Here is a 26,490-nt window from a genome sequence, read left to right on the forward strand (position 1 = left end):
CCGGCATGACAGTCCCCTGTGGTACGCAAAGGGGCGGCCCGCCCAACGGCGGCCCGCCCACGGAATGAATCCTTCAAATCCCCTACCGCAGAAAGCAGCCGGATCCAATCACGCCCCCGTCTCTCCCGGTCTGGCGGATCTTCGGCAATGCTCACGCCCGCTCTCGCAGGCGCGACGAATCTAACAGTCCGTGGTGGGTTCCCGGAAGCGGAATCTTGGGCAGGGAGCCTCGGGGGTTCCGGGAGGGCGGTTAGTTCGCCGCCCAGGCCCCGCGCGGGCGGCTGGAGGGGACGGCGGCCGGGTCCGAGGGACCTGCTTCTTCCGGGGAGGCCCTCACCCCAACCCCTCTCCCGGAGGGAGAGGGGCTTGGAGCTGTCCTGCGCTCCCCGGGGCAGGGGCCTCAGGCCCTGCCGAGTCGTGGTGACTCCCGCCGGGCGGGAACGGCCCCGCTCAGTCGCGGGCGTTCCAGTCCGGCGTCGACTGTTTCAGCAGGTGGCGCACGAAGAAGTCGAACTTGCGGCGCTGGATGTAGTCGACCGGCTCCTGCGAGCGGCCCACGCCGTGGCCGGTGCCGGGCACGGTGAGCAGGTCGAAGTCCTTGCCGGCGCGGATCAGCGCGTCGGCCACCTGGTAGGTCGAGGCCGGGTCCACGTTCTCGTCCTGCTCGCCGACGATCAGCAGCAGCTGGCCGCGCAGCCGGTGCGCGTTGTCCACGCCGGAGGCGCGCGCGTAGCTGTCGTCCACCGGCCAGCCCATCCACTGCTCGTTCCAGCTGAGCTTGTCCATGCGGTTGTCGTAGCAGCCGTTGTAGGCCACCGCCACGGTGTAGAAGTCCGGGTGGAACTGCAGCGCGTTGAGCGCGTTCTGGCCGCCGGCCGAGGCGCCGTAGATGCCCACGCCGCCGCTGATGTCGTAGGAGGGATCGCGCGCGGCCATCGCCCGGTGCCAGGCGATGCGGTCGGGGAAACCAGCGTCGCCCAGGTTCTTCCAGGCCACGTCGTGGAAGGCCTTGGAGCGGTTCATCGTGCCCATGCCGTCGATCTGCACGACGATGAAGCCCAGGTCGGCCAGCGCCTGCGCGCCGATCAGGCGCTCGTTGCTGGACTGGTTGTCGAACGGCCAGAACTTCTTCTGCACGTGCGAATCGTGCGGGCCGGCGTAGATGCTCTCGATCACCGGGTAGCGGCGCGACGGATCGTAGTGCGTGGGCCGCACGACCAGGCCCCAGATCGGCGTGCTGCCGTCGCGGCCCGGCGCGGTGAAGGTTTCCGGCGGTCTGTAGCCGGCGGCGAACAGCGCGCTGGCATCGCCACGCTCGAGCGTGTCCAGCAAGCGGCCGTCGCGCGCGTCGCGCAGTTCGGTGACGTTGGGCCGGTCCAGCCGCGAATACGTATCGACGTAGTGGTTCATGTCCGGCGACAGGCTCAATTCGTGCCAGCCATCGCCCGGGGTCATGTGGCGCAGGTTGCCGCCGTCGAAATCGACGCGGTAGAAGTGCTGCAGGTACGGATCGCCCGGCTCGCGGCCGTTGGCGGCGAACCAGATCTGGCCGCGCTGCTCGTCCACCTTGACGATCTGCCGCACCACCCACGGCCCGTGGGTGAGCTGGCGCAGGCGGCCGCTGCGGCCGTCGACCATGTACAGGTGGTTCCAGCCGTCGCGCTCGGACATCCACACGATGCGCTCGCCGCGCCCGCCCACATCGTGGAAGTCGGCGCGGTGCCACCAGCTGTTGACGAAGGTATCGCTGCGTTCCTCCACCACGCTGCGCGCGGCGCCGGTGTGCGCATCCACCTCGATCAGGCGCACGCGCTGGAAACCGCGTTCGGTGTAGCGGAACGCCAGGGTGCGGCCATCGGCGCGGAACTGCGGCGCGCTGATTTCGTAGGGGTTGGGGAACAGCGTGGTCGGCACGTCGATGCGGCGGCCGCTGGCGACCTCGAAGATCACCGGACGGTCGATGTCGACCGCGTCGCCGGGCTTGGGATACAGCTGGGTGCGCACGCGCGGCTGCACCTGGTCGCGCGGCGAAGTCTCCACCCGCGTCACCCGGCGCGCGTCGCCGGGCTTTACCCGCAGCACCATGAAGCGGCTGGAATCGGGCGACCAGGCGATGCTTTCCGGGTCGTAGAAATCGTTGTCGGCGCCGTCACGCGCCAGCACCTTGCTGCTGCCATCGGCCAGCGTGCGCAGCAGCACGCTGCCATCGCGAACGAAGGCCTCCATGCGGCCGTCCGGCGAACGCCGTGGCGTGTCGTCGGCCGCCACCGAAAGATCGCGCACCACGCCCCAGCCTCGCGGCCGCGGCGACGGCCCGGGTTCGTTCCAGCGCGCGCAGCGGTATTCGCCGCCCAGTTCGCAGCGCACCCAGCCGCTGTCCACCCAGGCGCGCAGCGCCGCGCCGTCCTTGTCCATCTCGTAGTCGGCGAACGGCAGGCGCCGGCCGTCCAGCGCGCGGCCGAGCAGCGGCGACAGCGCGGTGGCCAGCCGCGCGGGGTCGAACGCGGCCTCGGCCTGCGCCTGCCCCACCCTGCGCACCACGAACTCGAAACCGCCCGGCGCGGTGCGCCGGTAGCGGTAGCGCTCGCCGTCGATCCAGGTGGCCGGACCGGCCAGGCCGGTGGTCAGGTACATCCACTGCTCGCGCAGCTGCAGCGAGCGGCGCCAGGCGGCCTCGTCGGGCGCATCAGGCGCAACGACGGTGGAGGACCGGGCCAATGCCGGCATGGCGGCGCAGGACAGCGCCAGCAGGCAGGCGAAGGCGTGGCGGCAAAGGTCTGCGGAATGGAGCATGCGTCGTTTCCTCTGGTGTCCCGCTTTGTCCCTCTCCCTTCGGGAGAAGGTGCCCGAAGGGCGGATGAGGGTGCGGCAAGGCGCTGCGGTGTCATGCAGGCGCTTCGCCCTGCCCACGCCAGCGCCGTGTGCGCGCAACCGCACACCCGGAGGAGCGGGGCTTTTCCCTGGCGTCAATCGGCGAACGGCTGGTCGATGGCCACCGACGGCGGCGTGAACCACTGCGCGCCATCGGCGGTGACATGGAAGTGGTCCTCCAGGCGCACGCCGAACCGGCCCGGCACCACGATCATCGGCTCGTTGCTGCAGCACATGCCCGGCGCCAGCGGCAGGCGGTTGCCGCGCACCAGGTACGGCGCCTCGTGGATCGCCAGCCCGCAGCCGTGGCCGGTGCGGTGCGGCAGGCCGGGCAGGCGGTAGTCCGGCCCGAGCCCGGCCGCTTCCAGCACGTCGCGCGCGGCCTGGTCCACCGCCTCGCAGCTCACGCCGGGGCGGACCGCGTCGAACGCGGCCTGCTGCGCGGCGCGTTCCAGCTCCCAGATGCGCCGCTGTTCGGCATCGGCCTCGCCGAAGATCCAGGTGCGGGTGACGTCGGAGTTGTAGCCCTGCACGCTGCAGCCGGTGTCGATCAGCACCAGTTCGCCGCGGCGCAGGTGCTGCACGCCGGGAATGCCGTGCGGGAACGCGGTGGCGTGGCCGAACTGCACGATGCAGAAGGTCGAGCCGCCATCGGCGCCGAGCGCGCGGTGCGCCTCGTCGATGAAGCGCACCAGTTCGTCGGTGCCGATGCCCTCGCGGGCGATGCCGGCGGCCAGCCGCTGCACCTGCAGGGTCATGTCGCAGGCCTGCTGCATCAGCGCCAGTTCGGCCGGCGACTTGCACATGCGGCAACCGTCGATGATCGCCGCGGCCGAGGTGATCGCCGTGGCACCCAGGTGCGTGGCCAGGCCCACCTGCACGCGGTACGGCGCTTCCGGGTCCAGCGCCAGCGTGCGCGCGCCGCGTTCGGCCATGGCCTGGGCCACCAATGCATGCGGGTCCTCGTGTTCTTCCCACAGGCGCTTGCCGGCGGGGATGCGCAGCACCGCATCCAGCGAGCCTTCCTCGAACACCGGGCAGACCAGCAGCGGCTCGCCTTCCAGCGTGAGCAGCATTGCCACCAGCCGCTCGCTGCCGCCCCACGGCACGCCGGCGAACCAGCGCAGCGAAGTGCCGGCGGTGACCAGCAGTGCGTCCACGCCCTGCGCGCGCATCAGCCCGCGCGCGCGTTCCAGCCGCTGCGCGTGTTCGGCATCGCTGATGGGCGCGGCATGGTGCGGCCACGGCGCCAGCTGCGCGCGCGCCTGTTCCAGGGTGAGGTGTCCGATCTGTGCATTCATGGGGTGGCTCCGATATCCGCGGTGGTGCAGTGCTGGTCGATCCAGCGCGGCAGGCCGCCCGGATTGCGGTCGCGCAGTTCCGGCGGCAGCAGCGCATCGGGCACATTGTCGTATGCCTGCAGCGCGGTGAAACGCAGGATCGCCGCCGGCAGGCCGACCGCGGTGAACCCGGGCTGGGTCGATGCCGGGAACGGGCCGCCGTGCTGCTGCGCCGGGCTGACCAGCACGCCGGTGGGCATGCGGTCGGCGATCAACCGGCCCACGCGCGGCCGCAGCGCGGCGGCCAGCGGCGCCCACACGGCATCGTCGCGGCCATCGGCGGCGCGGTACAGCGTGGCGGTGAGCTGGCCTTCCAGGGTCGCGGCGATGGCCTGCATCTGCGCGGTTTCAGCCGCGCGCACCAGCAGGCTGCAGGGGCCGAAGGCCTCGGACTGGAAACGCCTCGGATCGGCGAGGAACTGCTCCGCGCGTACCGTCAGCAACGTTGGCGCATGGCGGAAGCCCACCTCGCCCGCCTCACCGCCGCACAGCAGCTGCGCACCCGCTTCGCGCAGCCCCGCGATCGCATGCCGCAGCGAGGCCAGCACGCCGCGCGACAGCAGCAGCAGCGGCGCGGTGGCGGCGAAACGCGCCTGCGCCGCGGCGACGAAGGCATCGCCGGCCTCGCCGTCCGGCACGATCACCAGCCCCGGGTTGGTGCAGAACTGGCCGCTGCCGAGCAGGCACGAGCCGCTGAACTCCTCGGCCAGGGCCGGCCCGCGTTCGGCCAGCGCGCCGGGCAGCAGGAATACCGGGTTGAGGCTGGACAGCTCGCCGAAGAAGGGAATGCCGGCGCCATCGGCGGCCTGCTTCAGGGCCAGCCCGGCGGCGCGGCTGCCGGTGAAGGCGACCGCGCCCAGCCGCGCATCGCCGGCCAGGGCCAGGCCCAGCGCCGGTTCGACGTCGTACAGCAGCTGCACCGTGGCCGGCGGCAGGCCGACGGCGTCGGCGGCGCGCTGCGCATGGCCGGCCAGGCGCTGGCTGGTGGCCGGGTGCGCGGGATGGGCCTTGGCGATCACCGGATTGCGCGCGGCGATGGCCGCGGCGAAGTCGCCGCCGGACACGGCATTGAAGGCGAACGGGAAGTTGTTCGGCCCGAACACCAGCACCGGCCTGCCCAGCGGCGCGTGCTGCGAGCGCAGGCCGGCGGCAGTGTCGATCACCGGCCGCGTCCAGCTGCGCCCGCGCGCAGCGGCGGCGGCCTGGCGCAGCTGGCTGCAGGTGCGCGGCAGTTCATTGCCGCGCAGCCGCGGCGAGGCCGGCAGCGCGGTTTCCGCCTGCGCCAGCTGCACCAGCGTTTCGGCGTCGGCTTCCAGCGCGTCGGCGTAGGCGTCGAGGAAGGCGGCGATGCGTTCCGGGTCGGTGGCGGCCAGCAGCGGCGCGGCGGCGCTGGCCGCGGCCAGCGCCTGTTCCACGTCGGCCGCGCCGCTGCGCGGGAACGCCGGCCCGATGGCCTGGCCGCTGGCCGGATCGAACGCGCGGAAGCTGCCGGTGCAGTCCCGCGCGTTCTGCCAGCGGCCGGCGATGAGCACGGGCGCGAGCATGTCCACCTCAGCGCTTCCGGGTGGCGATGGCGTGGTCGATCAGCGCCAGCGCCTGTTCGCGCTCGGCGCCTTCCACCACCAGCCGCGGCCCGCGCACGCGCTCGCTGCCCAGGCCGACGCGCTCCTGCATCAGCTTGATCAGCTGCACGAACTTGGGAACCGTGTCCATGCGCAGCAGCGGCAGCGACCATTCGTACAGTTCGCGCGCGGCCGCGTAGCCGCCGCTGCGCGCCTGCTCGAACAGCTGCACCGCTTCTTCCGGGAAGGCGTTGACGGTGCCGGCGATCCAGCCTTCGGCGCCCATCGCGATGCCTTCCACGATCAGGTCGTCCACGCCGACCAGCAGCACCAGGCGGTCGCCGATCAGCTCGCGGATCGCGGCCAGGCGGCGTACGTCGCCGGAAGATTCCTTGACCGCCTGCACGTGCGGGAATTCCGCCGCGAACTGCGCGATCTGCGCCGGGCTGAAGTCGGTGCGGTAGGCGATGGGGTTGTTGTAGAGCAGCGCCGGCAGGTCGGTGGCGGCGAGGATGGCGCGGATGTAGGCGCCCATTTCGCGCGCGTCGCTGGAATACACGTACGGCGGCAGCACCATCACCCCGCCGGCGCCGGCGGCCTTCACCGCCTGCGCCAGCGCCACGCCCTCGGCGGTGGACAGCGCGGCGATGCCCGCCACCACCGGCACGCGCCCTTCCACGGCCGCGACCAGGGTGCGCACGATGGCGATCTTCTCCTCGAAGGTGAGCGTGGCGCTCTCGCCCAGCGAGCCCAGCGGCACGATGCCGCTGCAGCCGGCGGCGAGCATGCGCCTGGCATGTTCGGCCAGGAAGGCGTGGTCGACCTCGCCGCTGGCGGTGAAGGGCGTGGTGATGGCCGGCAGCACGCCGCGCCAGAAACCTGCATTGCTCATGGGTCTTTACCTTGTTCGGGTTCGTCGGAAGGAACATCGGCCAGTGCGGCCAGCGCGACCGGGGTCAGCGGCGGCCGCACGGCGGTGGGGGAAAGGGACGGCGAGGCCAGCCGCAGTTCGCGCAGCGCGGCGCCGCAGATGCGGCCCTGGCAGGCGCCCATGCCGCAGCGCGTGACCAGCCGCAGCTGGCGCAGGTCGGCGTGCGCGCGCACGGCGGACATCGGCACGTCCTCGCAGCGGCATACCAGGGTGTCGGCGGTCGCCAGCGCATGGGCATCGGCAGCGGGTGCGAAGTGCGCGTGCAGCAGGGCCGCGTAGGCGCGCTCGCGGTCGCGGCGCGCGCGCAGCGCTTCGCCGCCGCGTTCGTCGCCGAGCGCGAAGCAGGCCGCCATCGCGCCTTCGATGCGCGCGCAGTCGCGTCCGCCGATACCGAGCGCCTCGCCGGCGGCGTGGATGTCGGCATGGCTGCTGCGCAGGCGCGCGTCCGCGCGCACCACCGGATGCGCGGACGCGGTGTACAGCTCGCAGCCCAGCAGGCGCGCCAGCTCGACGTTCGGCACCAGTCCCCAGCCGACCGCCAGCTGGTCGCATTCGATCCATTCGCGGCCGTTGCCGCGATCCACTTCGACCGCGCGCAGCGTGTCGTCGCCCTGCGCGGCCAGCACCACGCTGCCGGCATGCCACGGCACGCCGGCCAGGCGCGCGCGCAGTTCCACCGCCTGCGCCAGCCGCGCCGGCCAGCGCCACAGCCGGCGCGCGAAGGCGTGCAGCACGTCCCTGCCCACCTGCTCGTGGATGCCAAGTACGCGCGCGCCGTGGCGGCGCAGCGTCGCGGCCGCCGCCAGCAGCAGTGGACCAGTGCCGGCCACGACCACGCGTTTGCCGGCCAGCGGCCAGCCCTGCTTGGCCAGCGCCTGCAGCCCGCCGGCGCCGGTCACGCCGGGCAGGGTCCAGCCGGGAAACGGCAGCATCAGTTCGCGCGCGCCGGTGGCGATCACCAGCTTGCGCCAGTGCAGCGCCACCGCACCGTCGGCATGGGCGGCGACCACGGCGTGGTCGTCGGCCAGGACCACGTCATGACCGGCCAGCCATTCGATGCCGGCCGCGCCGAGCGCGTCGATCTGCGCGCGCGCCGCCGCCGGCGCACCGAAGCGCAGGTCGTGACGCCAGACCTGGCCGCCGGCGCGCGGTTGCGCGTCCACCAGCCCGACCTTGGCCCCGCGCCGGGCAGCGGCATGCGCGGCGGCCAGGCCGGCCGGCCCCGCGCCCACCACCAGCAGGTCGAAACGCCGCCGCTTCATGGCTGCGTCTCCACGCGCATGCCCGCGCGCGCCAGCAGCATGCAGGCGCGCAGGCCCGCCACGCCGTCGACGCGCACCCGGCACTCGAAACACACGCCCATGCCGCACAGCGGCGCGCGCGGTTGGCCGCTGGCCGAACGCCGGAACACCGGCCCGCGGTGCGCGACCGCGGCCGCCACGCTGGCGCCGTCGGGCACTTCCACCGGCATGCCATCCACGCTCAGCACGATGGTGTTCATGCGTTGCCCCGCATCGCGCGTTCCGGCAGGTAGGGCGCCAGCGGCAGGGCCGGCGCGCGCCCGAGCAGGGCGTCGATCACCAGCCGCGCGCTGCCCGGCGCCGCGGTGATGCCCAGGCCCTCGTGGCCGGCGGCCACCCATACGTCGCGGCGGCCCGGCACCGGGCCGAGGTACGGCAGGCCATCGGCGGTGGCCGGGCGGAAACCGCACCAGCTGCGCAGCGCGCGCGCCTCGCGCAGCGCCGGCACGAAGGCGATGGCCCGCTGCAGCATGCGCCGCAGCAGCGGCAGCGAGATGTCCGTGCCGGTGGCGTCGTACTCGCGCGAGGAACCGATCAGCAGCTGGCCGTTGGGCCGCGGCTGCACGTTGAACGACACGCTGGCCGCGTCCGCGCCATGCGCGGCGGCGGCGTAACCCATTTCGATCAGCTGGTGGCGCAGCAGCGGCGGATGGCGTTCGGTGATCACCAGCTGGCCCTTGCGCGCGCGCATCGGCAGTTCCGGCAGCAGTTCCGGCACGGCCACGCCGGTGGCCACCAGCACCGGCCCCCGCAGCTCGCGGCCGTCGGCCAGGCGCACGCCACCGTCGACCAGGCATTCGGCGCGCCCGGCGAACAGCTGCGCACCGGCGCCGCGGGCCGCTTCGATCAGGCGCCAGGCCACGCGCGGCGGATACACCACCGCGTCGTCGGCCACGCGCATGCCGCCCTTCATGCCGGCGGCGAGCGCGGGTTCCAGCGCCTGCACGCCGCGCGCGTCGAGCGCCTCGGCGCGCACGCCCATCGCCGCCAGTGTTTCGACGCGCGCGGCGACGCCTTCCATTTCCGCATCCTCGCGTGCCACCCACAGCGTGCCGCAGCGCTGGTGCTCGCTCTCCGGCCACGATGCCCAGCGCCGCCACAGCCGCAGCGAATACACGCACAGCGCCAGTTCGTGCGGGTCGCCATCCATCGCCACCAGGTGGCCCATCGCCGCGGCGCTGGCGCCGCCGCCGATGGCGCCGCTTTCGACCACCGCCACGCGCAGCCCCGCGGCGACCGCGGCTTCGGCGCAGGCGGCACCGACGATGCCGGCGCCGATGACGATCAGATCGTGGCGGCTGACTCCGCTCACGACGCCTGGCTGCCGATGCCCCAGGCGAACGGATCGGCTTCATCGATCAGCAGGGTCGCGCGCGCGGTGATCCAGGCCTGGCCGACGATGCGCGGCAGGATGCCGCGCGCGCCCCGCCGGTACGAGGCCTCGAACGCGCTGCCGAGGATGCCCTGCTGCACCCAGTTCGCGCCTTCGGCCAGCTTGCCGTCGGCGGCCAGGCAGGCCAGCTTGGCACTGGTGCCGGTGCCGCAGGGCGAACGGTCGTAGGCCAGGCCCGGGCACAGCACGAAGTTGCGCGCGGTGCCGCTGCCGTCCGGTGCGCTCGCATTGACCTCGATATGATCGATGGCGCCATCGGCGCCGGCGATGCCGTCGCGTTCCAGTGCCAGGCGGATCGCCTCGGTGTAGGCGGTCAGCTCGCGCTGGTTGGCCAGGGTCAGCGCGCACGGCGCCTGCGCGGTGATGAAGAACCAGTTGCCGCCCCAGGCCACGTCGCCGCGCACCACGCCGTGGCCGGGCACGTCCACCGCCACATCGTGCAGGTGGCGCCAGCTTTCGACGTTGTCCACCGCCACGCGGCCGTCGTCGAACAGCTCCACGCCGACCATGCCCACCGGCGTCTCGATGCGGTGCCGGCCCGGCTGGAGGCGGCCCAGCTCGGCCAGCGTGCGCACCACGCCGATGGTGCCGTGGCCGCACATGCCCAGGCAGCCGACGTTGTTGAAGAAGATCACCCCGGTGCACGCCGATGGATCTTCCGGCGGCAGCAGCAGCGCGCCCACCATCGTGTCCGAACCGCGCGGTTCGCAGGCCAGCGCCGCGCGCCAGTGGTCGAAATCGCGCACCAGGCGCTCGCGCCGCTGCTGCAGGCTGCCGCCGCCAAGGTCGGGAAAGCCGCCGAGCACGACCCGGGTGGGTTCGCCGGCGGTATGCGAATCGATGATGTCTATGCGGTGCATGCGGACATGCTCCCACCGCCGCCACAGGGCCGAATAGCAGTGCTTTCGGCACCCTCGTGCGGAATTCGGCACAACCCCGCAAACGCCGCGCCACGGCGCGGAAGCATGCGCTAGCATCGGCCGCACGCCACGCCGACGACCGCCAACGGGAAGACGACGCCCATGGACGCACAGCATTCCTCAAGCGAAGTGCAGCAGCTGTTCGATGCGCTGCCGGACACCGTGTTCTTCGTGAAGGACCGCGAAGGACGCTACACGCACTGCAACCTCACCCTGGTGCAGCGGCTGGGCCGCAGGAAGCGCGGCGACGTCATCGGCCGTTCGCCGCTGGAGGTGTTCCCGCCGCCGCTGGGCAACCGCTACCTGCTGCAGGACCGGCAGGTGCTGGCCGGCGATCCCATCGCCGACCGCCTGGAAGTGCACCTGTATCCGAACCGCCGCCCCGGCTGGTGCCTGACCCTGAAGCGCCCGCTGTTCCGCGACGGCGAAATCAGCGGACTGATGGGCGTTTCGCGCGATCTGGGCCGGCCCAACAGCCGCCACTCGGCCTTCGCCCAGCTCGACCGGGTGGTGGCGCACATGCAGGAACATTTCGAATCCAACCTGCGCGCGCCGCAGCTGGCCGAACTGGCCGGCATGTCGCTGGCGCAGCTGGAACGGCATTTCCGCCACGTGTTCCAGCTCACCCCGCAGCAGTACCTGATCAAGCTGCGCATCGAGATGGCCATGCGCCTGCTGCGCGAAGCCGGCAGCATCGCCGGCATCGGCCAGCGCTGCGGCTTCAGCGACCAGAGCGCGTTCGCGCGCCAGTTCAAGGCCACCGTCGGCATGACGCCCAGCGAGTACCGCAACCTGGAAGACGTGTTCGACGGCGGCGAGCCGGCCGACGCGGCCGAGCCGGCGCGCCGGCCCGGCTAGCGGAAAGCCGGGGCCAGGGTCACCTTCCTGCCTGCGTACCGCGTCGGCCGACGGGAGCCCGGCCCTGCCGCCGTCTCAGCCCTCAGGGCACGAACAGGTAGTAGTCGTGCGCGGCGCGCGCCAGCTGGGCGATGGCGGCATCGCGCGCTTCGGTGGAGGCGCGCGAGCGGATGAACACCGCGGCCACGACGTGGCCGCGCCCGTTCGGCAGTTCGATCACGCCGACGTCGTTGATCACATCGCCCACCGTGCCGGTCTTGTGCGCCACCGGCGTGCCGCTGGGCAGCATGCCGCGCAGCCGCGCGCCGCCGGTGCGGGTGTCGAGCATGATCTGCTGCAGCACGCGGGTCGATTCCGGCGACAGGATCTCGCCCTTCCAGGTGCGCTGCAGCAGCTGCGCCATGGCGCGGGCGCTGCTGGTGTCGCGCGGGTCGACGTTCCAGGCGTCCATGTTGGTGCGCCGCTGCGTCTCGCTGCGTTCGCTGCGCGACAGTTCGCCGTACGCGGCCGGTCCGAGCGGCCGCGCCTGCGAGGCGGCGTCGCCGTAGTAGTTGGCCAGCAGTTCCCAGATGTAGCGGTCCACGCGCAGGCCATCCACGCCCAGCGCGCGCATGCGCTGCTGCACCGCCGCGGTGCCGCCGCCGGTGCGGATCAGGATGTCGGTGGCGTTGTTGTCGCTGACCGTGACCATCATGTGCAGCAGGTCGCGGAGGGTGATGGCCGAACCGGCGCTCAGGTGGGTGTCCATCGGGCCGCCCATGTCCGGGTAGATGTCGTCCGGCCCCAGCAGCACCTGCTGCTGCAGGCCCAGCTTGCCCTCGTCCACCAGCTTGAGGATGTGCACCGCTACCGGCACCTTCATGGTGCTGGCCATCGGGAACGCGCGGTCGCCGTTGACGTAGACCGCGCGGCCGCTTTCCAGGTGCACCAGCGCCGCGCCCACTTCGCCCGGCAGCAGCGCCGCCAGGCGCTCGGCCTCGGCCTGCAGCGCGACCGCGGGCGCTGGCGCCTGTGCCTGCCGCGCCAGGGCCGGCGACGGCGTGGCGCACAGGCCGCCCAGCAGCAGGACGGAGGCCAGCAGGGCGGCACGCGGGCGGTGATGCGGGGAACGGCGGGCACGGACGGTCATGGAAGATCCTCTTGCGGCGGAACGATGCGAAGGTGCGACCGGCATGGTAACGGCATGGCCGGACCGCGCGGCGATCCGCAAACGACGGAGGCCGCCCGTCGCCGGGCGGCCTCCGCTCCTTTCCGCTCACGCCGCGCTCAGTGCTCGGCGGCCCTGCTCGCGCCGATGCCGGTCTCGGCGCGCACCTGCTGCGCCGGGTAGGCCGCACGCTCGGCCCTGGCGCGCACGCTGTTGTCCAGCACCGAGAACAGCCAGATGCCGGCGAAGGCGATGGTCATCGAGAACAGCGCCGGGCTGGTGTACGGGAACGGCGCGCTGCCGGCCGGGTTACCCAGCGTGTCCACCCACACCGACGGCGACAGCAGGGTCAGCACAAGCGACGAGGCCAGGCCGAGGAAGCCGCCGATCACCGCGCCGCGGGTGGTGCAGTCCTTCCACAGCAGCGACAGGATCAGCACCGGGAAGTTGGCCGAGGCGGCGATGGCGAAGGCCAGCGACACCATGAAGGCCACGTTCTGCTTCTCGAAGGCGATGCCCAGCAGCACCGCGACCACGCCCAGCACCAGGGTGGTGGCGCGCGACACGCGCAGTTCCGAGCCCGCCGGCGGATTGCCCTTCTTGATCACCGTGGCGTACAGGTCGTGCGACACCGCCGAGGCACCGGACAGGGTGAGGCCGGCGACCACCGCCAGGATCGTGGCGAAGGCCACCGCCGAGATGAAGCCCATGAAGATGTTGCCGCCCACCGCCTTGCCGACCAGCACCGCGGCCATGTTCGGCCCGCCCTGGATGGTGCCGGTGACCGGGTCCGCGTACTCGGGGTTGGTCAGCACCAGGGCGATGGCGCCGAAGCCGATGATGAAGATCAGGATGTAGAAGTAGCCGATCCAGGTGGTGGCCCAGAACACCGACTTGCGCGCCTGCTTGGCGTCGGGAACGGTGAAGAAGCGCATCAGGATGTGCGGCAGGCCGGCGGTGCCGAACATCAGCGCCATGCCGAAGGAGATCGCCGAGATCGGGTCCTTGACGAAGCCGCCCGGTCCCATGATCGACAGGCCCGCGGCCGCCGCCTCGCCGGCGCTCTTGCCGCCGTTGGCCGCGATCTGCGTCTTGACCTGCACCGCGGTGGAGAACAGCTTCTCGAAGCTGAAGCCGAACTTCCACATCACCATCAGCGCCATGAAGGTCACGCCGAACAGCAACAGGCAGGCCTTGATGATCTGCACCCAGGTGGTGGCGGTCATGCCGCCGAACAGCACGTAGACCATCATCAGCACGCCGACCAGCACCACCGCGATCCAGTAGTCCAGGCCGAACAGCAGCTTGATCAGCGCGCCGGCACCGACCATCTGCGCGATCAGGTAGAACAGCACCACCACCAGCGTGCCGGAGGCGGCGAACAGGCGGATCGGCTTCTGCGCGAAGCGGTAGCCGGCCACGTCGGCGAAGGTGAAGCGGCCGAGGTTGCGCAGGCGCTCGGCCATCAGGAAGGTCAGGATCGGCCAGCCGACCAGGAAGCCGATGGCGTAGATCAGGCCGTCGTAGCCGTTGGCCATCACCGCCGCGGTGATGCCCAGGAACGAGGCCGCCGACATGTAGTCGCCGGCGATCGCCAGGCCGTTCTGGAAGCCGGTGATGCCGCCGCCGGCGGTGTAGAAGTCCGACGCCGAGCGGGTGCGCGCGGCGGCCCACTTGGTGATGCCCAGGGTGGCGAGCACGAACGCGGCGAACATCACGATCGCCGTCCAGTTGGTGGGCTGGCGCACGGTCTGGCCGATGTCGCCGCCGGCGGCCAGGGCCGCGCCGCTGGCGGCCAGCAGGGCGAGGAGCGCGGCCGGGCGCAGGAACGGTCGGGTCATTGCGCGTCCTCCACGATCTGGTGGGTGAGCTGGTCGAATTCCTTGTTGGCGCGGCGCACGTAGATGCCGGTGATGGCGATGGTGAACACCATCAGGCCCAGCGCGATCGGGATGCCGATGGTGGTGATGCGGCCTTCGGCGACGGGCTGGGCCAGGAACGCCTTGTCGAAGGCGATCAGGCCGATGTAACCGTAGTAGCCCAGCAGCATCAGCACGGTCAGGAACCAGCCCAGGCGGTTGCGCATGCGCCGCAGCCGCTGGTACGCCGGGTGGGAGGCGATCCGCTCAACACGGGGATCGACGGAAGCATTCATCGGGATTCTCCAGATTCGGGAATACGGACGCAGGCGTGCGGTGCGCGCCGGCGCGGGCATGAGTGCTCCCCGTGGGGGCAGGGAGATGCTGCGTACTGCCTTTGCCGCGATGGCGCCGGCGCCGTCGTGGCGCCGGTGCCGGGGACCTCAGAAGCTGTACTTGGTGGTGAACTGCACGCGGCTGATGTCGCCCTTGCGGCCGTCCTCGATCTCGCGCACGCCGTACATCAGCTCGGCGCCGACATCGACCTTGGGCATCGGCGTGTAGAACACGTTGCCGCGGATCGACTGCACGCTCCTGGTCACCAGCGGGCCGGCGACGGCGTCGTTGTCGTAGTCGCTGCGCGCGTAGATCAGGTTGGTGCGCAGTTTCGGGGTGAAGGCGTGGCGCCAGCCGACGTAGCCGGCGATCACGCCGGTCGGGTCGAGCTCGTCGCGCACCGCGTCCCAGGCGCTGTCGCCGGTGATGCCAAGGCCGATGTAGCGGGAAATGCCCTGGCCGCCGGTGAGCTGGTAGTGCAGCGAGTCGCTGCCGCCCATCGCCCACTTGCCGCCCAGGGTGACGCCGCCGCCGGTGGCGGTGCCGTGCGCGCCGGTGGCCTGGTTGTCCACCTTCAGCTGGCGCAGCAGGCCGGCCACGCCGAAGGTGCCCCAGTCGCCCTTCCAGCCGTAGCGCACGGTCAGGTCGGGCAGCGAGCCGCGGTCGGAGTTGGCGGCGCCGATCAGCGTGGTTTCCGGGTTTTCCAGCGAGGCGCTGAAACCGCCCTGGGTGTAGCGCACCTGCGCCTGGCGCACGAAGATCACGCCGTCGGTCGGGCCGACGAAATCCACCGCCTCGGGGATGGAGGCCACGTCCATGAAGTTGGACCAGGTCTGGCCGGCCAGCCAGTTGTTCCAGTACATGTAGGCGTGGCGCAGGGTGACGCCGTAGGTGTTGGTCGCGGTCTGGTTGCCCAGCGCGTTGCCGAAGAAGTCCATCTCGACCATGGCGCCGGCCTTGTCGCCGTTTTCGGCCACGTGGTCCACGCCGAGGTTGAAGCGCGAGAACTTGGCGTGGGCGTTGTAGTCCACGTCCGAGGCCTTGCCCGAACCGCCGGCGCCGTGCACCGGGGTCTGGCCCGGCAGGTACAGCGCGCGGCCGGTGGCGTCGTCGGCCAGCTGGCCGTCGCCGGTGCGGGTGGCGAGGAAGTCGGCCTTGATGAAGCCGCCGAACTTGAAGGTGGTGCCCGGCGTGGCGCCCGGGGTGATGCTGGTCACCTGGATCGGCTGCTTGCCGGCCGGCACCGCCGGCGCGGCGGCGGCGGCCGCCTGTACGGCGCGCACCTGCTGCACCTCGCCCTGGGCCTGCGCGATGGCGCCCTGCTGTTGCTGCTGGGTGGACAGCAACAGCTGCACCTGGCGCTCCAGTTCGGCGACGCGGGCTTCCAGCGCCTTTTCCTTCGCGGTGCCGGCCCACGCCATGCCCGGCGCCAGCAGCGCCACGAACAGCGCCGCGGCAAGAGGCCGGCGCACCATCGTCCCCGTCGCGGGGAACGCATTGCCCGTTCGTTTCAACACGTGTCTGTTCATCGGGTCTGCCTCTCTCCGGCTGGCATTGGCGGCCGCATCGGTCGCACGGTCAGCGGCAGGGTGCGCGGCCTTCGCGGCGGGCGGCTATTCGCCATTAGTCGAAAGCGGGCGGGTATTCGACCATCGTCTAAGCCGGGGGGCAGCGCGCGGCAGGGGCGATGCGGCACACTTGGGAAGTCCCGGCCGCGTCGCAGGATGCGGCTCCCCCATTGGTTACAAGTGCAAAGGTGAGGGTGTTGCCATGGCTGATCTCTATCCCGTCGATCCCGCGTTCGCCGCCCGGGCGCGGATCGACAAGACCACGTACCAGCAGCAGTACCGCGAGTCGGTGGACAACCCCGACGCGTTCTGGGGCAAGGCCGCCGAGCGCCTGGACTGGTTCACCAAGCCGACCCGGATCAAGAACGTCAGCTACCAGCTGGACGATTTCCGCATCAAGTGGTTCGAGGACGGCGAACTCAACGTCAGCGTGAACTGCCTAGACCGCCAGCTGGCCACGCGCGGCGACAAGACCGCGCTGCTGTTCGAGCCCGACAGCCCCGACGCGCCGGCGCAGAAGGTCACCTACCGGCAGCTGCACGAGCGCGTGTGCAAGCTCGGCAACGCGCTGCGCAACCTCGGCGTGAAGAAGGGCGACCGCGTCACCATCTACCTGCCGATGATCGTCGACGCCGCGGTGGCGATGCTGGCCTGCGCGCGCATCGGCGCGATCCACTCGGTGGTGTTCGGCGGTTTCGCCGCCAACTCCATCGCCGACCGCGTCGGCGACTGCGGCAGCAAGCTGATCATCACCGCCGACGAGGGCCTGCGCGGCGGCAAGAAGGTGCCGCTGAAGGCCAACGTCGACGCCGCGCTGAAGCTGCCCGGCACCAACACCGTGGAAACCGTGCTGGTGGTGCGCCATACCGGCGCGGCGGTGGACATGCAGGCGCCGCGCGACCGCTGGTTCCACGACGTGGTCGACCCGCAGCCGACGCAGTGCGAACCGGAGCGCATGAACGCCGAGGACCCGCTGTTCATCCTCTACACCTCCGGTTCCACCGGCAAGCCCAAGGGCGTGCTGCACACCAGCGCCGGCTACCTGCTGTTCGCCGCCTATACGCACGAGGCGGTGTTCGACCTGCGCGAGGACGACATCTACTGGTGCACCGCCGACGTGGGCTGGGTCACCGGCCACAGCTACATCGTCTACGGCCCGCTGGCCAACGGCGCCACCTCGGTGATGTTCGAGGGCGTGCCGAACTACCCGAACACCTCGCGTTTCTGGGAGGTGATCGACAAGCACCAGGTCACCATCTTCTACACCGCGCCCACCGCGATCCGCGCGCTGATGCGCGAGGGCGAGGAGCCGGTCAAGCGCACCTCGCGCAGCAGCCTGCGCCTGCTCGGCAGCGTCGGCGAGCCGATCAACCCGGAAGCCTGGCGCTGGTACTACGAGGTGGTCGGCGACGCGCGCTGCCCGATCGTGGACACCTGGTGGCAGACCGAGACCGGCGGCATCCTGATCTCGCCGTTGCCCGGCGCGATGGACCTCAAGCCCGGTTCGGCCACCCTGCCCTTCTTCGGCGTGCAGCCGGCGCTGGTCAACGCCGACGGCGAGATCCAGGAAGGCGCCACCGAGGGCAACCTGATCATCCGCGACTCGTGGCCGGGCCAGATGCGCACCGTCTACGGCGACCACCAGCGCTTCATCGACACCTATTTCCGCACCTACCCGGGCAGCTACTTCACCGGCGACGGCTGCCGCCGCGACGAGGACGGCTATTACTGGATCACCGGCCGCGTCGACGACGTGATCAACGTCTCCGGCCACCGCATCGGCACCGCCGAGGTGGAAAGCGCGCTGGTCAGTCACCCGAAGGTGGCCGAGGCCGCGGTGGTGGGCTTCCCGCACGACATCAAGGGCCAGGGCATCTACGCCTATGTCACCCTGGTGGCCGGCGAAGCGCAGACCGACGAGCTGCTCAGGGAGCTGGTGGCCTGGGTGCGCAAGGAGATCGGCCCGATCGCCGCGCCGGACCACCTGCAGTGGGCGCCGGGCCTGCCCAAGACCCGCTCGGGCAAGATCATGCGCCGCATCCTGCGCAAGATCGCCGAGAACGCGCCGGACCAGCTAGGCGACACCTCGACCCTGGCCGATCCGTCGGTGGTGGCGTCGCTGGTGGAAGAGCGCAAGGTGCGCTGAAGCCGCCGCGATGATGCCACGCTGCTTTTCCTTCTCCCTTCGGGAGAAGGTGCCCCGAAGGGGCGGATGAGGGTACGGGCGAAGCCTCGTGCATCCAAACACGGCAAGGGCTTCGCCCCTTACCCTCACCCCAACCCCTCTCCCGGAGGGAGAGGGGCTTTGAATACTTCGCCACTCCAGTTCGCCAACCCCATGCCTACTCTCCTGATCGCCGACGACCACCCGCTGTTCCGCGAAGCGCTGCGCGGCGCGGTGCAGCGGGTGATTCCCGGCGTGCAGCTGCTGGAGGCCGACAGCGTCGAGGCGCTGTACGCGCTGGCCGAGCAGCATCCGGACGCCGACCTGGTGCTGATGGACCTGAACATGCCCGGCGCGCAAGGCTTCAACGCGCTGGTGCACCTGCGCTCGCTGCACCCGCAGCTGCCGATCGTGGTGGTGTCCGCGCGCGAGGAACCGACGGTGATGCGGCGCGCGCTCGACCATGGCGCGTTCGGCTTCATTCCCAAGTCGGCCGATTCGGACACCATCGGCCACGCGCTGGGCACCATCCTCGACGGCGAGCGCTGGGCGCCGGCCGAGGCGCACAACGTGCCGCCCACCGACCACGAGGAACGCGAGGTCGGCCAGCGCCTGCGCGAGCTGACGCCGCAGCAGTTCCGCGTGCTGCAGATGCTCGGCGCCGGCCGCCTCAACAAGCAGATCGCCTACGACCTGAGCGTGTCCGAGGCCACCATCAAGGCGCACGTCACCGCGATCCTGCGCAAGCTCGGCGTCACCAACCGCACCCAGGCGGTGCTGATGGCCGGCAAGCTGGCCATCGACGACGACAGCATCGTGCTGCCGCCGGAAGAGGACTGAGCCGGCGCTGGACCGCGGGAGCGGCGCGCTGCCGCTCCCACCGGCCACCACGGTTCAGGCCGCGCGCGAAGCGCGCGGCGCGCCGTCATCGTCGAGCACGAAGGTTTCCGCCGCCGCGGCCAGTTCCTGCGCCTGCGCGCGCATCGCCGATGCCGCCTGCGAGGACGCGTGGGCGACGTTGCCGCTCTGGCGCGTGCCCTCGCCGATGCGCCGCAGCAGCCGTTCGACGTCGTCCACCGCGCTGACCTGGCGCGCCGATGCCGCGTCGATGCGCGCCATCGCCGTCACCACCTGCTGCACGCGGCCGCCGATGTCCTGCATCGCCTCGCCGCTGCTGTCGACCAGGCGCGCGCCGGCCTCGACCTGCTGCAGCGAAGCGTCCACCAACGCACGGATCTGCTGCGAGGCCTCGGCCGAGCGCTGCGCCAGCTGGCGCACCTCGCCGGCGACCACGGCGAAGCCGCGGCCATGGCTGCCGGCGCGCGCCGCTTCCACCGCGGCGTTGAGCGCCAGCAGGTTGGTCTGGAACGACAGGCTGTCCACCGTGGCGACGATCTCGCGGATGTGGCGCGAGGACGCGCGCAGCCGCTCCATGCCGGTCACTGCGGCCGTGGTGGCCTCGCGCCCGCGGTCGGCGGCGACGCTGGCGGCCTCGGAGATTTCCGCGCTCTCTCGCGCGCTGCCGGCATTCTCGCGGGCCTCGCCGGCCACCGAGCGGACGCGCTCCAGCGCGTCGTGCACGTCATCCACCTGCTGCCGGACCTGGCTGGACAGTTCGCGGGTGCCGCTGGCCATGTCGTCCACCGCCGCCTGCACGCTGCCGGCCGACTGCTGGATGCTGGAGACGATGGCGCCGACCTGGCGCATCGCCACTTCCAGCCCCTGCCGCAACCGCGCGTAGATGCCGTGGCCGTCCCCGCGCATGCGCGCGCTCAGGTCGCCGCGCGCGAAGTGGCCGATGACGCGGGTGGCGTCGCCGACCTGCGACTGCACGCTGTCCAGCAGCGCGTTGATGCGCCCGGCCAGTTCGCGCACGAAGCCCTGCTTGTCGGCCAGCTCGATGCGCCCGTCCAGGTCGCCGGCGGCCGCCGCGGCCACCACCGCCGCGACCTCGTGGGCGATCACCCGCTCCAGTCGGCGGTCCTGCCATTCCATCACCAGGCCCAGCACCCGGCCCTGCTCCAGCACCGGGCTGGCGCGCAGCAGGAAACCGGTATTGCCCAGTTCCACCTCGGCGTCGACGGTGCTGCCGCCCTCCGCCTCGGCCAGCACCGCCGCCACCTCGGCGCCGAGCGTGGCCGCGTCCGCGCCGGTCGCGATGGGCGTTTCGACGCCGGCCTGAGCGAAGGTCTGGCGCAGGGCGTCGTTGGCGTAGACCACGCGCCCGTCGCCGTCGGTCACCAGCACCGCGGCGCGCGCCACGTCCAGCGCCTGGCGCACGCGCTGGTTGGCGAGCGCGGCGTCGCGTTCGGCGGCGATGCGCTCGCGCAGGCTGGCCTGCATCTGCATCAACGCGGCGGCGAGGCGGCCGATCTCGTCGTCGCGGTTGCGCACCACCAGGGTGCCGTCGAGATGGTCGTCGGCGATGGCGCGTGCGAACGCGGCGGCATCGGCCAGCGGCCGGTCGATGGCGCGCAGCAGCAGTACCAGCAGGCTCACCAGCAGCAGGCCGACGAGCAGCACGGTGCCGGCGAAGGCGGCGTTCATCCAGCTGCGCGCGGACGCCTGCCCGGCGCGCTGTTCCTGCAGCGCGTTGCGCTGCCCCTGCTGCAGGCGGAGGATCACCGGGTCCACCTGCGCGGCGTAGTCGTCCAGCGCCTGGGTCTCGCTGTCCACGCCGAAGCGCGCCGCCGCGTAGGACAGGAACGCGCCCTGGTACCGCTGCATCGCCTCGCGCACCTGCGCGCGCACCTCCTCCGGCATGCGCGCGCGCTGCAGCAGCAGTTCGAACGGCATCGCCTGCGCGCCCAGTTCGTCGGCGTACTTCTGCTCGCGGCGCAGGATGAAGTCCTTCTCGTGGCGGCGCATGCTCAGCATCGACACCTGCAGCTCCGGCTCGCGGTAATCGCCGATAAGGTTCTCCACCGTGTGCACCGCCGCGCGCAGCTCGCCCTGCATGCCGCTGTCGGCATCGTGGCCGAGTTCGCCGATGCGCTCGTCCAGCAGCTGCGCCGATTCGAGGTAGGACTGCAGCGGCTTGGCCAGTTCCACCGGCCACGGTCCGCCATCCCGCGCCGGCGCCAGCGCCTCGTCCAGCTGCGCGCGCGCCTTGCCGAACGCCTGGCCGGCGGCGGTCGAGAACGACATGGCATACTCGGCCTGCGCGCGCCGCGTCTCGGCGAAGGCGCGGGCCAGGTTCTCCAGCCGCGCCGCCTCCTGCTGGTAGCGTTGCAGGCGCTGGTCGGCGGCACGCATGCCGGCGCTGAGCCAGGCGTAGGCCGAGCCGATGACGGCCAGGCCGACGACCAGGGCCAACAGGCTCAGCCGCAGCTTCTGGGCGATTCCAAGCGGGAACTTCATGGCGGGACTCCGGGCGTGGGGACGCCTCTGGATCGGCCGCGACCGCGCGTTCTTTAGGACTTTCCGCAAACCGGCGCGCGATGGCCGCTGTGCGCGGCGCCATGAGGCCAGCCGTCGATGACAGGGACATGTCAGCACGGCGCCTGCGTGCCCGCGGCGCCGTGCTAGAATCCGCGCTCCCTTGGGGAGTAGCCTGCTTCCAGCGTCTGGAAGCGCACGCGTCAACACACTCGACCATTGCGTCGTGGCGCGCGCGACCGGTTCCACGGTTGGCGAGACCAGCGGCATGCGTGCGCAACGTCAGGTTGGGCGCGCCGCGTGCCGTCCGTCTCCGCCCGACCAGGAAAACCCGATGTCCCCTCTCTCCATCCTCCTCGTCGGCTTCGCCATGTCCACCGACGCCTTCGCCGCCGCGATCGGCAAGGGCGCGGCGATGCGCCGTCCGCGCCTGCCCGACGCGCTGCGCGCCGGCCTGATCTTCGGCGCGATCGAGGCCATCACCCCGCTGCTGGGCTGGCTGCTGGGCCGTGCCGCGTCGCAGTACGTGGAAGCCTTCGACCACTGGATCGCATTCGTGCTGCTCGGCGCGCTGGGCGTACACATGATCGTGGCGGGCCTGCGCCCGGACGCGGAAGAAGCGGCGCAGGACACCGACGACAACCGCCACCACCGGTTCTGGACCCTGGCCGCCACCGGCCTGGCCACCAGCATCGACGCGGCCGCGATCGGCGTGAGCCTGGCCTTCCTGGACGTGCACATCGGCGTGGTCGCGCTGGTCATCGGCCTGTGCACGCTGGTCATGGTCACCTTGGGCATCATGCTCGGCCGCGTGCTCGGCGCCCTGGTCGGCAAGCGCGCGGAGATCGTCGGCGGCGTGATCCTGATCGTCATCGGCGCCAGCATCCTGTACGAACACCTGCACGGCGCGGCCTGAAGAAGCGCGGGCCACCGCGACAGGCAATCTCGTTCCACGCAGGTACGGGGCTCGCCCCGCACTAGCTTTTATCGATGAAGCCCCATGCGGGGCAAGCCCCGCATCTACGCGAAGCGGCGCGGACGGAAATCGTCAGCGTGGCCGGCGCCCACGAAGTTCTACCCCCGGGCGGTGAGGAAATTCCACGTAGGTGCGGGGCTCGCCCCGCACTGGCTTTTCTCGATGAAGCCCCATGCGGGGCAAGCCCCGCATCTACGCGAAGCGGCGTGGACGGAAATCGTCGGCGCGGCCGGTGCCCACGGGCTTTTACCGCCAGGCGGCGAGGAAGTTCCACGTAGGTGCGGGGCTCGCCCCGCACTGGCTTTTCTCGATGAAGCCCCATGCGGGGCAAGCCCCGCATCTACGCGAAGCGGTGTGGACGGAGATCGTCGGCGTGGTCGGCGTCCACGAGTTACCGCCAGGCGGTGAGGAAGGCGCGCAGCGAGGCCGGTTTCACCGGCTTGGTCAGCACCCGGTAGCCGCGTTCGCGCGCCAGCCGTTTCAGTTCGTCGCGGCCATCGGCGGTGAGCAGCGCGCCGGGCAGCGGACGGCCGGCGGCCCCGCGCAGCGCGACCAGCGCGTCGAGGCCGTCCATGCGGTCGTGCAGGTGGTAGTCCACCAGCATCACGTCCGGCCGTTCGGCGATCTTCTCCAGCGCCATGTCCACGGTGCTGGCGGCGATCACCTCCACCTTCCAGCGGCCGAGCAGCGCGCGCATGCCGTCGAGGATTTCCTGGTCGTTGTCCACGCACAGCACGCGCATCCCGGCCAGCGCTTCGTCGCCGCCGAACGCGGGCGTGGCGCGCGGCGGCGCCACGGCCGGCGTCGGCACGCGCGGCAGGGTGATGGAGAACATGCTGCCGCGGCCGGGCTGGCTGCGCGCGTCCAGGCCGTGGCCGAGCAGGCGCGAGATGCGCTGGCAGATCGACAGGCCCAGGCCCAGGCCCTGCTCGCCCCAGTCGAACGGCTGCTGGTAGCGGTGGAACTCGTTGAAGATCTGCTGCATGTGGTGCTCGGGGATGCCGGGGCCGGTATCCCACACCTGCAGTTCGACCTGGCCGCCGCGCACGCGCAGCGCCAGCACGATGCGTCCGCTGCGGGTGTAGCGCAGCGCGTTGGCCATGAAGTTCTGCAGCACGCGGCGCAGCAGGCGGCGGTCGCTGCGCACCCACGCCGGGCGCGCGAACACGTGCAGGCGCAGGCCGCGGCCGGCGGCCACCGGCGTGTACTGCGCGGCCAGTTCGCGCACCAGCACCGCGGCGTCGAAATCGGTGACGGTCGGGCGCAGGCCGCCGGCGTCCAGCCGCGACACGTCGAGCAGGCCGTCGAGCAGTTCCTCCGCCGCGCGCAGCGAGGCGTCCACGCGTTCGGCCAGGTGGCGCTGTTCGTCGTTCTCCTGCAGGCCGTCGCGCAGCGCCGAGGCGAACAGCCGCGCGGCGTTGAGCGGCTGCAGCACGTCGTGGCTGATCGCGGCCAGGAAACGGGTCTTGGACTGCTGCGCCGCCTCGGCCGCCTGCGAGCGCTCGGCCACGCGCTGCTCCAGGGTTTCGTTGGCTTCCAGCAGCGCCTGCTCGGCGCGCTTGAAGTCGGTGATGTCGTTGTAGCTGGTGACGTAGCCGCCGCCGGGCAGCGCCTGGCCGCGCAGCTCGATCACCTTGCCGTCGGCGCCGGTGCGCTCGAACACGTGCGGCGTGCCGGCGCGCATGTGGCCGATGCGGCGATTGATCTGCACCTCGATGTCGCCTTCGCCCAGCTCGCCGCGTTCGGCGTTGTAGCGGATCAGGTCGGCGACCGGGCGGCCGACGTAGAGCATGCCGTCGGGATAGCCGAACATCTGCTGGTAGCGGCGGTTCCATGCGGTCAGGCGCATGTCCGGATCGACCACGCTGACCCCGGCGCTGATGTTCTCCAGCGTGGTGGACAGGATCTCGCGGTTGAAGCGCAGCTCCTGTCCCGCTTCGTCCAGCACCGCCACCACTTCGCCCAGGTCCATGCCCGAGCCGCGCAGCAGGCTGGTCAGCAGCAGGCGCGCAGAAGCGGCGCCGATGGACGCGGCCAGCAGGCGTTCGGTGAACTGCACCCAGGCGCGGTCGGCGGCGGCGGCCGGCTGGAATTCGCGCTGCAGCGCCTGCGCCTGCTCGGCGAAGGCGCGCCGCGCGCGCACGTCGCCGACCACGCGCGTGGCCAGCGCCAGCAGGTCGCGCACCTTGACGTGCGCCGGCCAGTCGCCGGCCACCGCCGGACGCCGCGCGTACGGCTCCAGGAACGGCGCCACGCGCAGCCGCTCGGCCACGCCCGGGCGCCAGCGCATCGACACCAGCAGCATGGTCGCGGCGTTGAGCAGCAGCGACCAGAACGTGCCGTGGGTGAGCGGGTCCCAGCCGCGCAGGCCGAACAGCTGCTCGGGCCGCAGCCAGTCGATGCCGAACGGGCCGTGCTCGACCAGCGCCACGTCCAGCCAGCCGCCGTGGCTGAGCGCCGGCAGCAGCAGGGTGTACACCCAGAGGCCGAAGCCCACCGCCATGCCGGCGCCGACGCCGCGGCGGCTGGCGCCGCGCCAGTACAGCCCGCCGATCAGGCCGGGCGCGAACTGCGCCACCGCGGCGAAGGCCATCAGCCCGTAGGTGGCGAGCATGGTGTCGTTGTTGCTGCCGCGGTAATAGCCGTAGGCCACCAGCGCCAGCAGCAGGATCGCCAGGCGGCGGATCCACAGCACGCGCGAGGCGACGTCGGCCGCTTCGCGGTGGTCGCCACTGCGGCGCAGCAGCAGCGGCATGACCAGGTCGTTGCTGATCATCGTCGCCAGCGCGATCGAGGACACGATCACCATGCCGGTGGCCGCGGAGAAGCCGCCGACGTAGGCGACCAGCGCCAGCGCGGTGTTGCCGCCGCTCATCGGCAGCGCCAGCACCAGCGCGTCGTCGGCCACGCCGCCGCTGCCCAGCAGCGCGCTGCCGGCCACCGCGATGGGCACGATCATCAACGAGATCAGCACCAGGTAGCCGCCGAACATCCAGCGCGCGCGGCGCACGTCGCCGACGTCGCCGCATTCCACCACCGCCACGTGGAACTGGCGCGGCAGGCAGATCAGCGCCAGGAAGCTGAGCAGGGTCTGCGAGACGAAACCCACCGGCGGCGTCGCTTCGAACAGGGTGCGCGCCGACTGCACCACCGCGGTGCCGCGCTCGGACAGCCACACGTAGGCGAACACGCCCACCGCCACCATCGCCAGCAGCTTGATCATCGATTCCAGCGCGATGGCCAGCATCATGCCGTGGTGGTGCTCGGTGGCGTCCACCTGGCGGGTGCCGAACAGGGTGGCGAACAGCGCCATCAGCAGCGCCACGTACAGCGCCGGATCGGTGAGCACCCCGCCGCCGCCGGCATCGCCGGTGAGCACCTGCAGGCTCATCGCCACCGCCTTGTACTGCAGCGCCAGGTACGGCACCACGCCGATCAGCGCGATCAGCGCCACCAGCGCCGCCAGCCGCCGCGAGCGCCCGTAGCGCGAGGAAATGAAATCGGCGATGGAAACGACGTTCTCGCTGCGCGCGATCAGCGCCAGCCGCTCGATGATGCGCCAGCCGAACAGCAGCAGCAGCAGCGGCCCCAGGTAGATCGGCAGGTAGCCGATGCCGTAGCGCACCGCGGTGCCGACCGCCCCGTAGAAGGTCCACGACGAGCAGTACACCGCCAGCGCCAGGCTGTAGACCACCGGGCGCAGCCAGGGGCGGTCCGGATACATCGGCCGGCGGTCGCCCCACCACGCCACGCCGAACAGCAGCGCGGCGTAGCCGAGCGAGACCAGCAGCAGGATCCAGCTAGAGACCAAGGACGAGTTTCCGGACGGGCCGCGTGGCAGTGTAGCCGCAGCCGCGCGGCCGCCGTGACGGCGCGGACGGCGGCG

Annotated in this window: 18 protein-coding genes; 4 read left to right on the top strand and 14 right to left on the bottom strand. The window is 71.7% G+C overall.

The features are described 5' to 3' along the window. Positions 1–450: 450 nt before the first annotated feature. From ABTV91_RS01995 to ABTV91_RS02030, 8 genes are all read right to left on the bottom strand, one after another. The gene (locus ABTV91_RS01995) at positions 451–2,793 is read right to left on the bottom strand and encodes a DPP IV N-terminal domain-containing protein (RefSeq protein WP_433852975.1); all 2,343 of its coding nucleotides are present in this window, start codon (positions 2,791–2,793) and stop codon (positions 451–453) included. 173 nt (positions 2,794–2,966) lie between these two features. Continuing rightward, a complete protein-coding gene (locus ABTV91_RS02000; protein WP_433852976.1) occupies positions 2,967–4,172 on the bottom strand; it encodes a M24 family metallopeptidase in 1,206 nt (401 codons plus the stop codon). Continuing rightward, entirely contained in the window at positions 4,169–5,755 is a 1,587-nt protein-coding gene (locus tag ABTV91_RS02005) for an aldehyde dehydrogenase family protein (RefSeq protein WP_433852977.1), read from the bottom strand. Before ABTV91_RS02005 ends, ABTV91_RS02000 begins: the two co-directional genes overlap by 4 nt. Positions 5,756–5,762: 7 nt before the next feature. Then, on the bottom strand, positions 5,763–6,665 hold the full coding sequence (locus tag ABTV91_RS02010; protein ID WP_433852978.1) for a dihydrodipicolinate synthase family protein: 903 nt from the start codon (positions 6,663–6,665) through the stop codon (positions 5,763–5,765). After that, positions 6,662–7,966 (bottom strand): FAD-dependent oxidoreductase, encoded by a 1,305-nt coding sequence (locus ABTV91_RS02015; RefSeq protein ID WP_433852979.1) that lies wholly within the window; start codon positions 7,964–7,966, stop codon positions 6,662–6,664. The genes ABTV91_RS02010 and ABTV91_RS02015 overlap by 4 nt, the downstream gene beginning before the upstream one ends. Next, the gene (locus tag ABTV91_RS02020) at positions 7,963–8,205 is read right to left on the bottom strand and encodes a (2Fe-2S)-binding protein (RefSeq protein ID WP_433852980.1); all 243 of its coding nucleotides are present in this window, start codon (positions 8,203–8,205) and stop codon (positions 7,963–7,965) included. The genes ABTV91_RS02015 and ABTV91_RS02020 overlap by 4 nt, the downstream gene beginning before the upstream one ends. Next, entirely contained in the window at positions 8,202–9,317 is a 1,116-nt protein-coding gene (locus ABTV91_RS02025) for an NAD(P)/FAD-dependent oxidoreductase (RefSeq protein ID WP_433852981.1), read from the bottom strand. Before ABTV91_RS02025 ends, ABTV91_RS02020 begins: the two co-directional genes overlap by 4 nt. After that, the gene (locus tag ABTV91_RS02030) at positions 9,314–10,258 is read right to left on the bottom strand and encodes a proline racemase family protein (RefSeq protein ID WP_433852982.1); all 945 of its coding nucleotides are present in this window, start codon (positions 10,256–10,258) and stop codon (positions 9,314–9,316) included. Before ABTV91_RS02030 ends, ABTV91_RS02025 begins: the two co-directional genes overlap by 4 nt. Positions 10,259–10,420: 162 nt before the next feature. Here ABTV91_RS02030 and ABTV91_RS02035 point away from each other — a divergent pair, with 162 nt between their 5' ends. Continuing rightward, positions 10,421–11,176, top strand: coding sequence for a helix-turn-helix domain-containing protein (locus ABTV91_RS02035; protein ID WP_433852983.1), 756 nt, complete (start codon positions 10,421–10,423; stop codon positions 11,174–11,176). Positions 11,177–11,258: 82 nt separating this feature from the next. Here the strand turns inward: ABTV91_RS02035 and bla are convergent, their stop codons facing one another. The 4 genes from bla to ABTV91_RS02055 form a co-directional block, all read right to left on the bottom strand. Continuing rightward, the gene (gene bla, locus ABTV91_RS02040; protein ID WP_433852984.1) at positions 11,259–12,305 is read right to left on the bottom strand and encodes a class A beta-lactamase; all 1,047 of its coding nucleotides are present in this window, start codon (positions 12,303–12,305) and stop codon (positions 11,259–11,261) included. A 137-nt stretch (positions 12,306–12,442) separates the two neighbouring features. After that, on the bottom strand, positions 12,443–14,164 hold the full coding sequence (locus ABTV91_RS02045) for a cation acetate symporter (RefSeq protein WP_433852985.1): 1,722 nt from the start codon (positions 14,162–14,164) through the stop codon (positions 12,443–12,445). Continuing rightward, positions 14,161–14,478, bottom strand: a complete 318-nt coding sequence (locus tag ABTV91_RS02050; protein ID WP_433852986.1) for a DUF485 domain-containing protein — start codon at positions 14,476–14,478, stop codon at positions 14,161–14,163. The genes ABTV91_RS02045 and ABTV91_RS02050 overlap by 4 nt, the downstream gene beginning before the upstream one ends. A gap of 147 nt (positions 14,479–14,625) precedes the next feature. After that, positions 14,626–15,993, bottom strand: coding sequence for a DcaP family trimeric outer membrane transporter (locus ABTV91_RS02055; RefSeq protein WP_433854096.1), 1,368 nt, complete (start codon positions 15,991–15,993; stop codon positions 14,626–14,628). A gap of 295 nt (positions 15,994–16,288) precedes the next feature. Here ABTV91_RS02055 and acs point away from each other — a divergent pair, with 295 nt between their 5' ends. Both acs and ABTV91_RS02065 read left to right on the top strand, forming a co-directional pair. Then, on the top strand, positions 16,289–18,232 hold the full coding sequence (gene acs, locus ABTV91_RS02060) for an acetate--CoA ligase (RefSeq protein WP_433852987.1): 1,944 nt from the start codon (positions 16,289–16,291) through the stop codon (positions 18,230–18,232). A 192-nt stretch (positions 18,233–18,424) separates the two neighbouring features. Further along, positions 18,425–19,090 (top strand): response regulator transcription factor, encoded by a 666-nt coding sequence (locus ABTV91_RS02065; protein WP_433852988.1) that lies wholly within the window; start codon positions 18,425–18,427, stop codon positions 19,088–19,090. Between the two features lie 54 nt (positions 19,091–19,144). On the opposite strand, the gene ABTV91_RS02070 is transcribed toward ABTV91_RS02065, so the two are convergent. Continuing rightward, positions 19,145–21,610 (bottom strand): methyl-accepting chemotaxis protein, encoded by a 2,466-nt coding sequence (locus ABTV91_RS02070; protein ID WP_433852989.1) that lies wholly within the window; start codon positions 21,608–21,610, stop codon positions 19,145–19,147. Positions 21,611–21,962: 352 nt separating this feature from the next. Here ABTV91_RS02070 and mntP point away from each other — a divergent pair, with 352 nt between their 5' ends. Next, on the top strand, positions 21,963–22,544 hold the full coding sequence (gene mntP / locus ABTV91_RS02075) for a manganese efflux pump MntP (RefSeq protein WP_433852990.1): 582 nt from the start codon (positions 21,963–21,965) through the stop codon (positions 22,542–22,544). Positions 22,545–22,995: 451 nt separating this feature from the next. Here the strand turns inward: mntP and ABTV91_RS02080 are convergent, their stop codons facing one another. Next, positions 22,996–26,415 (bottom strand): hybrid sensor histidine kinase/response regulator, encoded by a 3,420-nt coding sequence (locus ABTV91_RS02080; RefSeq protein ID WP_433852991.1) that lies wholly within the window; start codon positions 26,413–26,415, stop codon positions 22,996–22,998. Positions 26,416–26,490 lie beyond the last annotated feature (75 nt).

Source organism: Stenotrophomonas nitritireducens (assembly GCF_050984405.1).
In the GTDB taxonomy this organism is placed as follows: domain Bacteria; phylum Pseudomonadota; class Gammaproteobacteria; order Xanthomonadales; family Xanthomonadaceae; genus Stenotrophomonas; species Stenotrophomonas nitritireducens_B.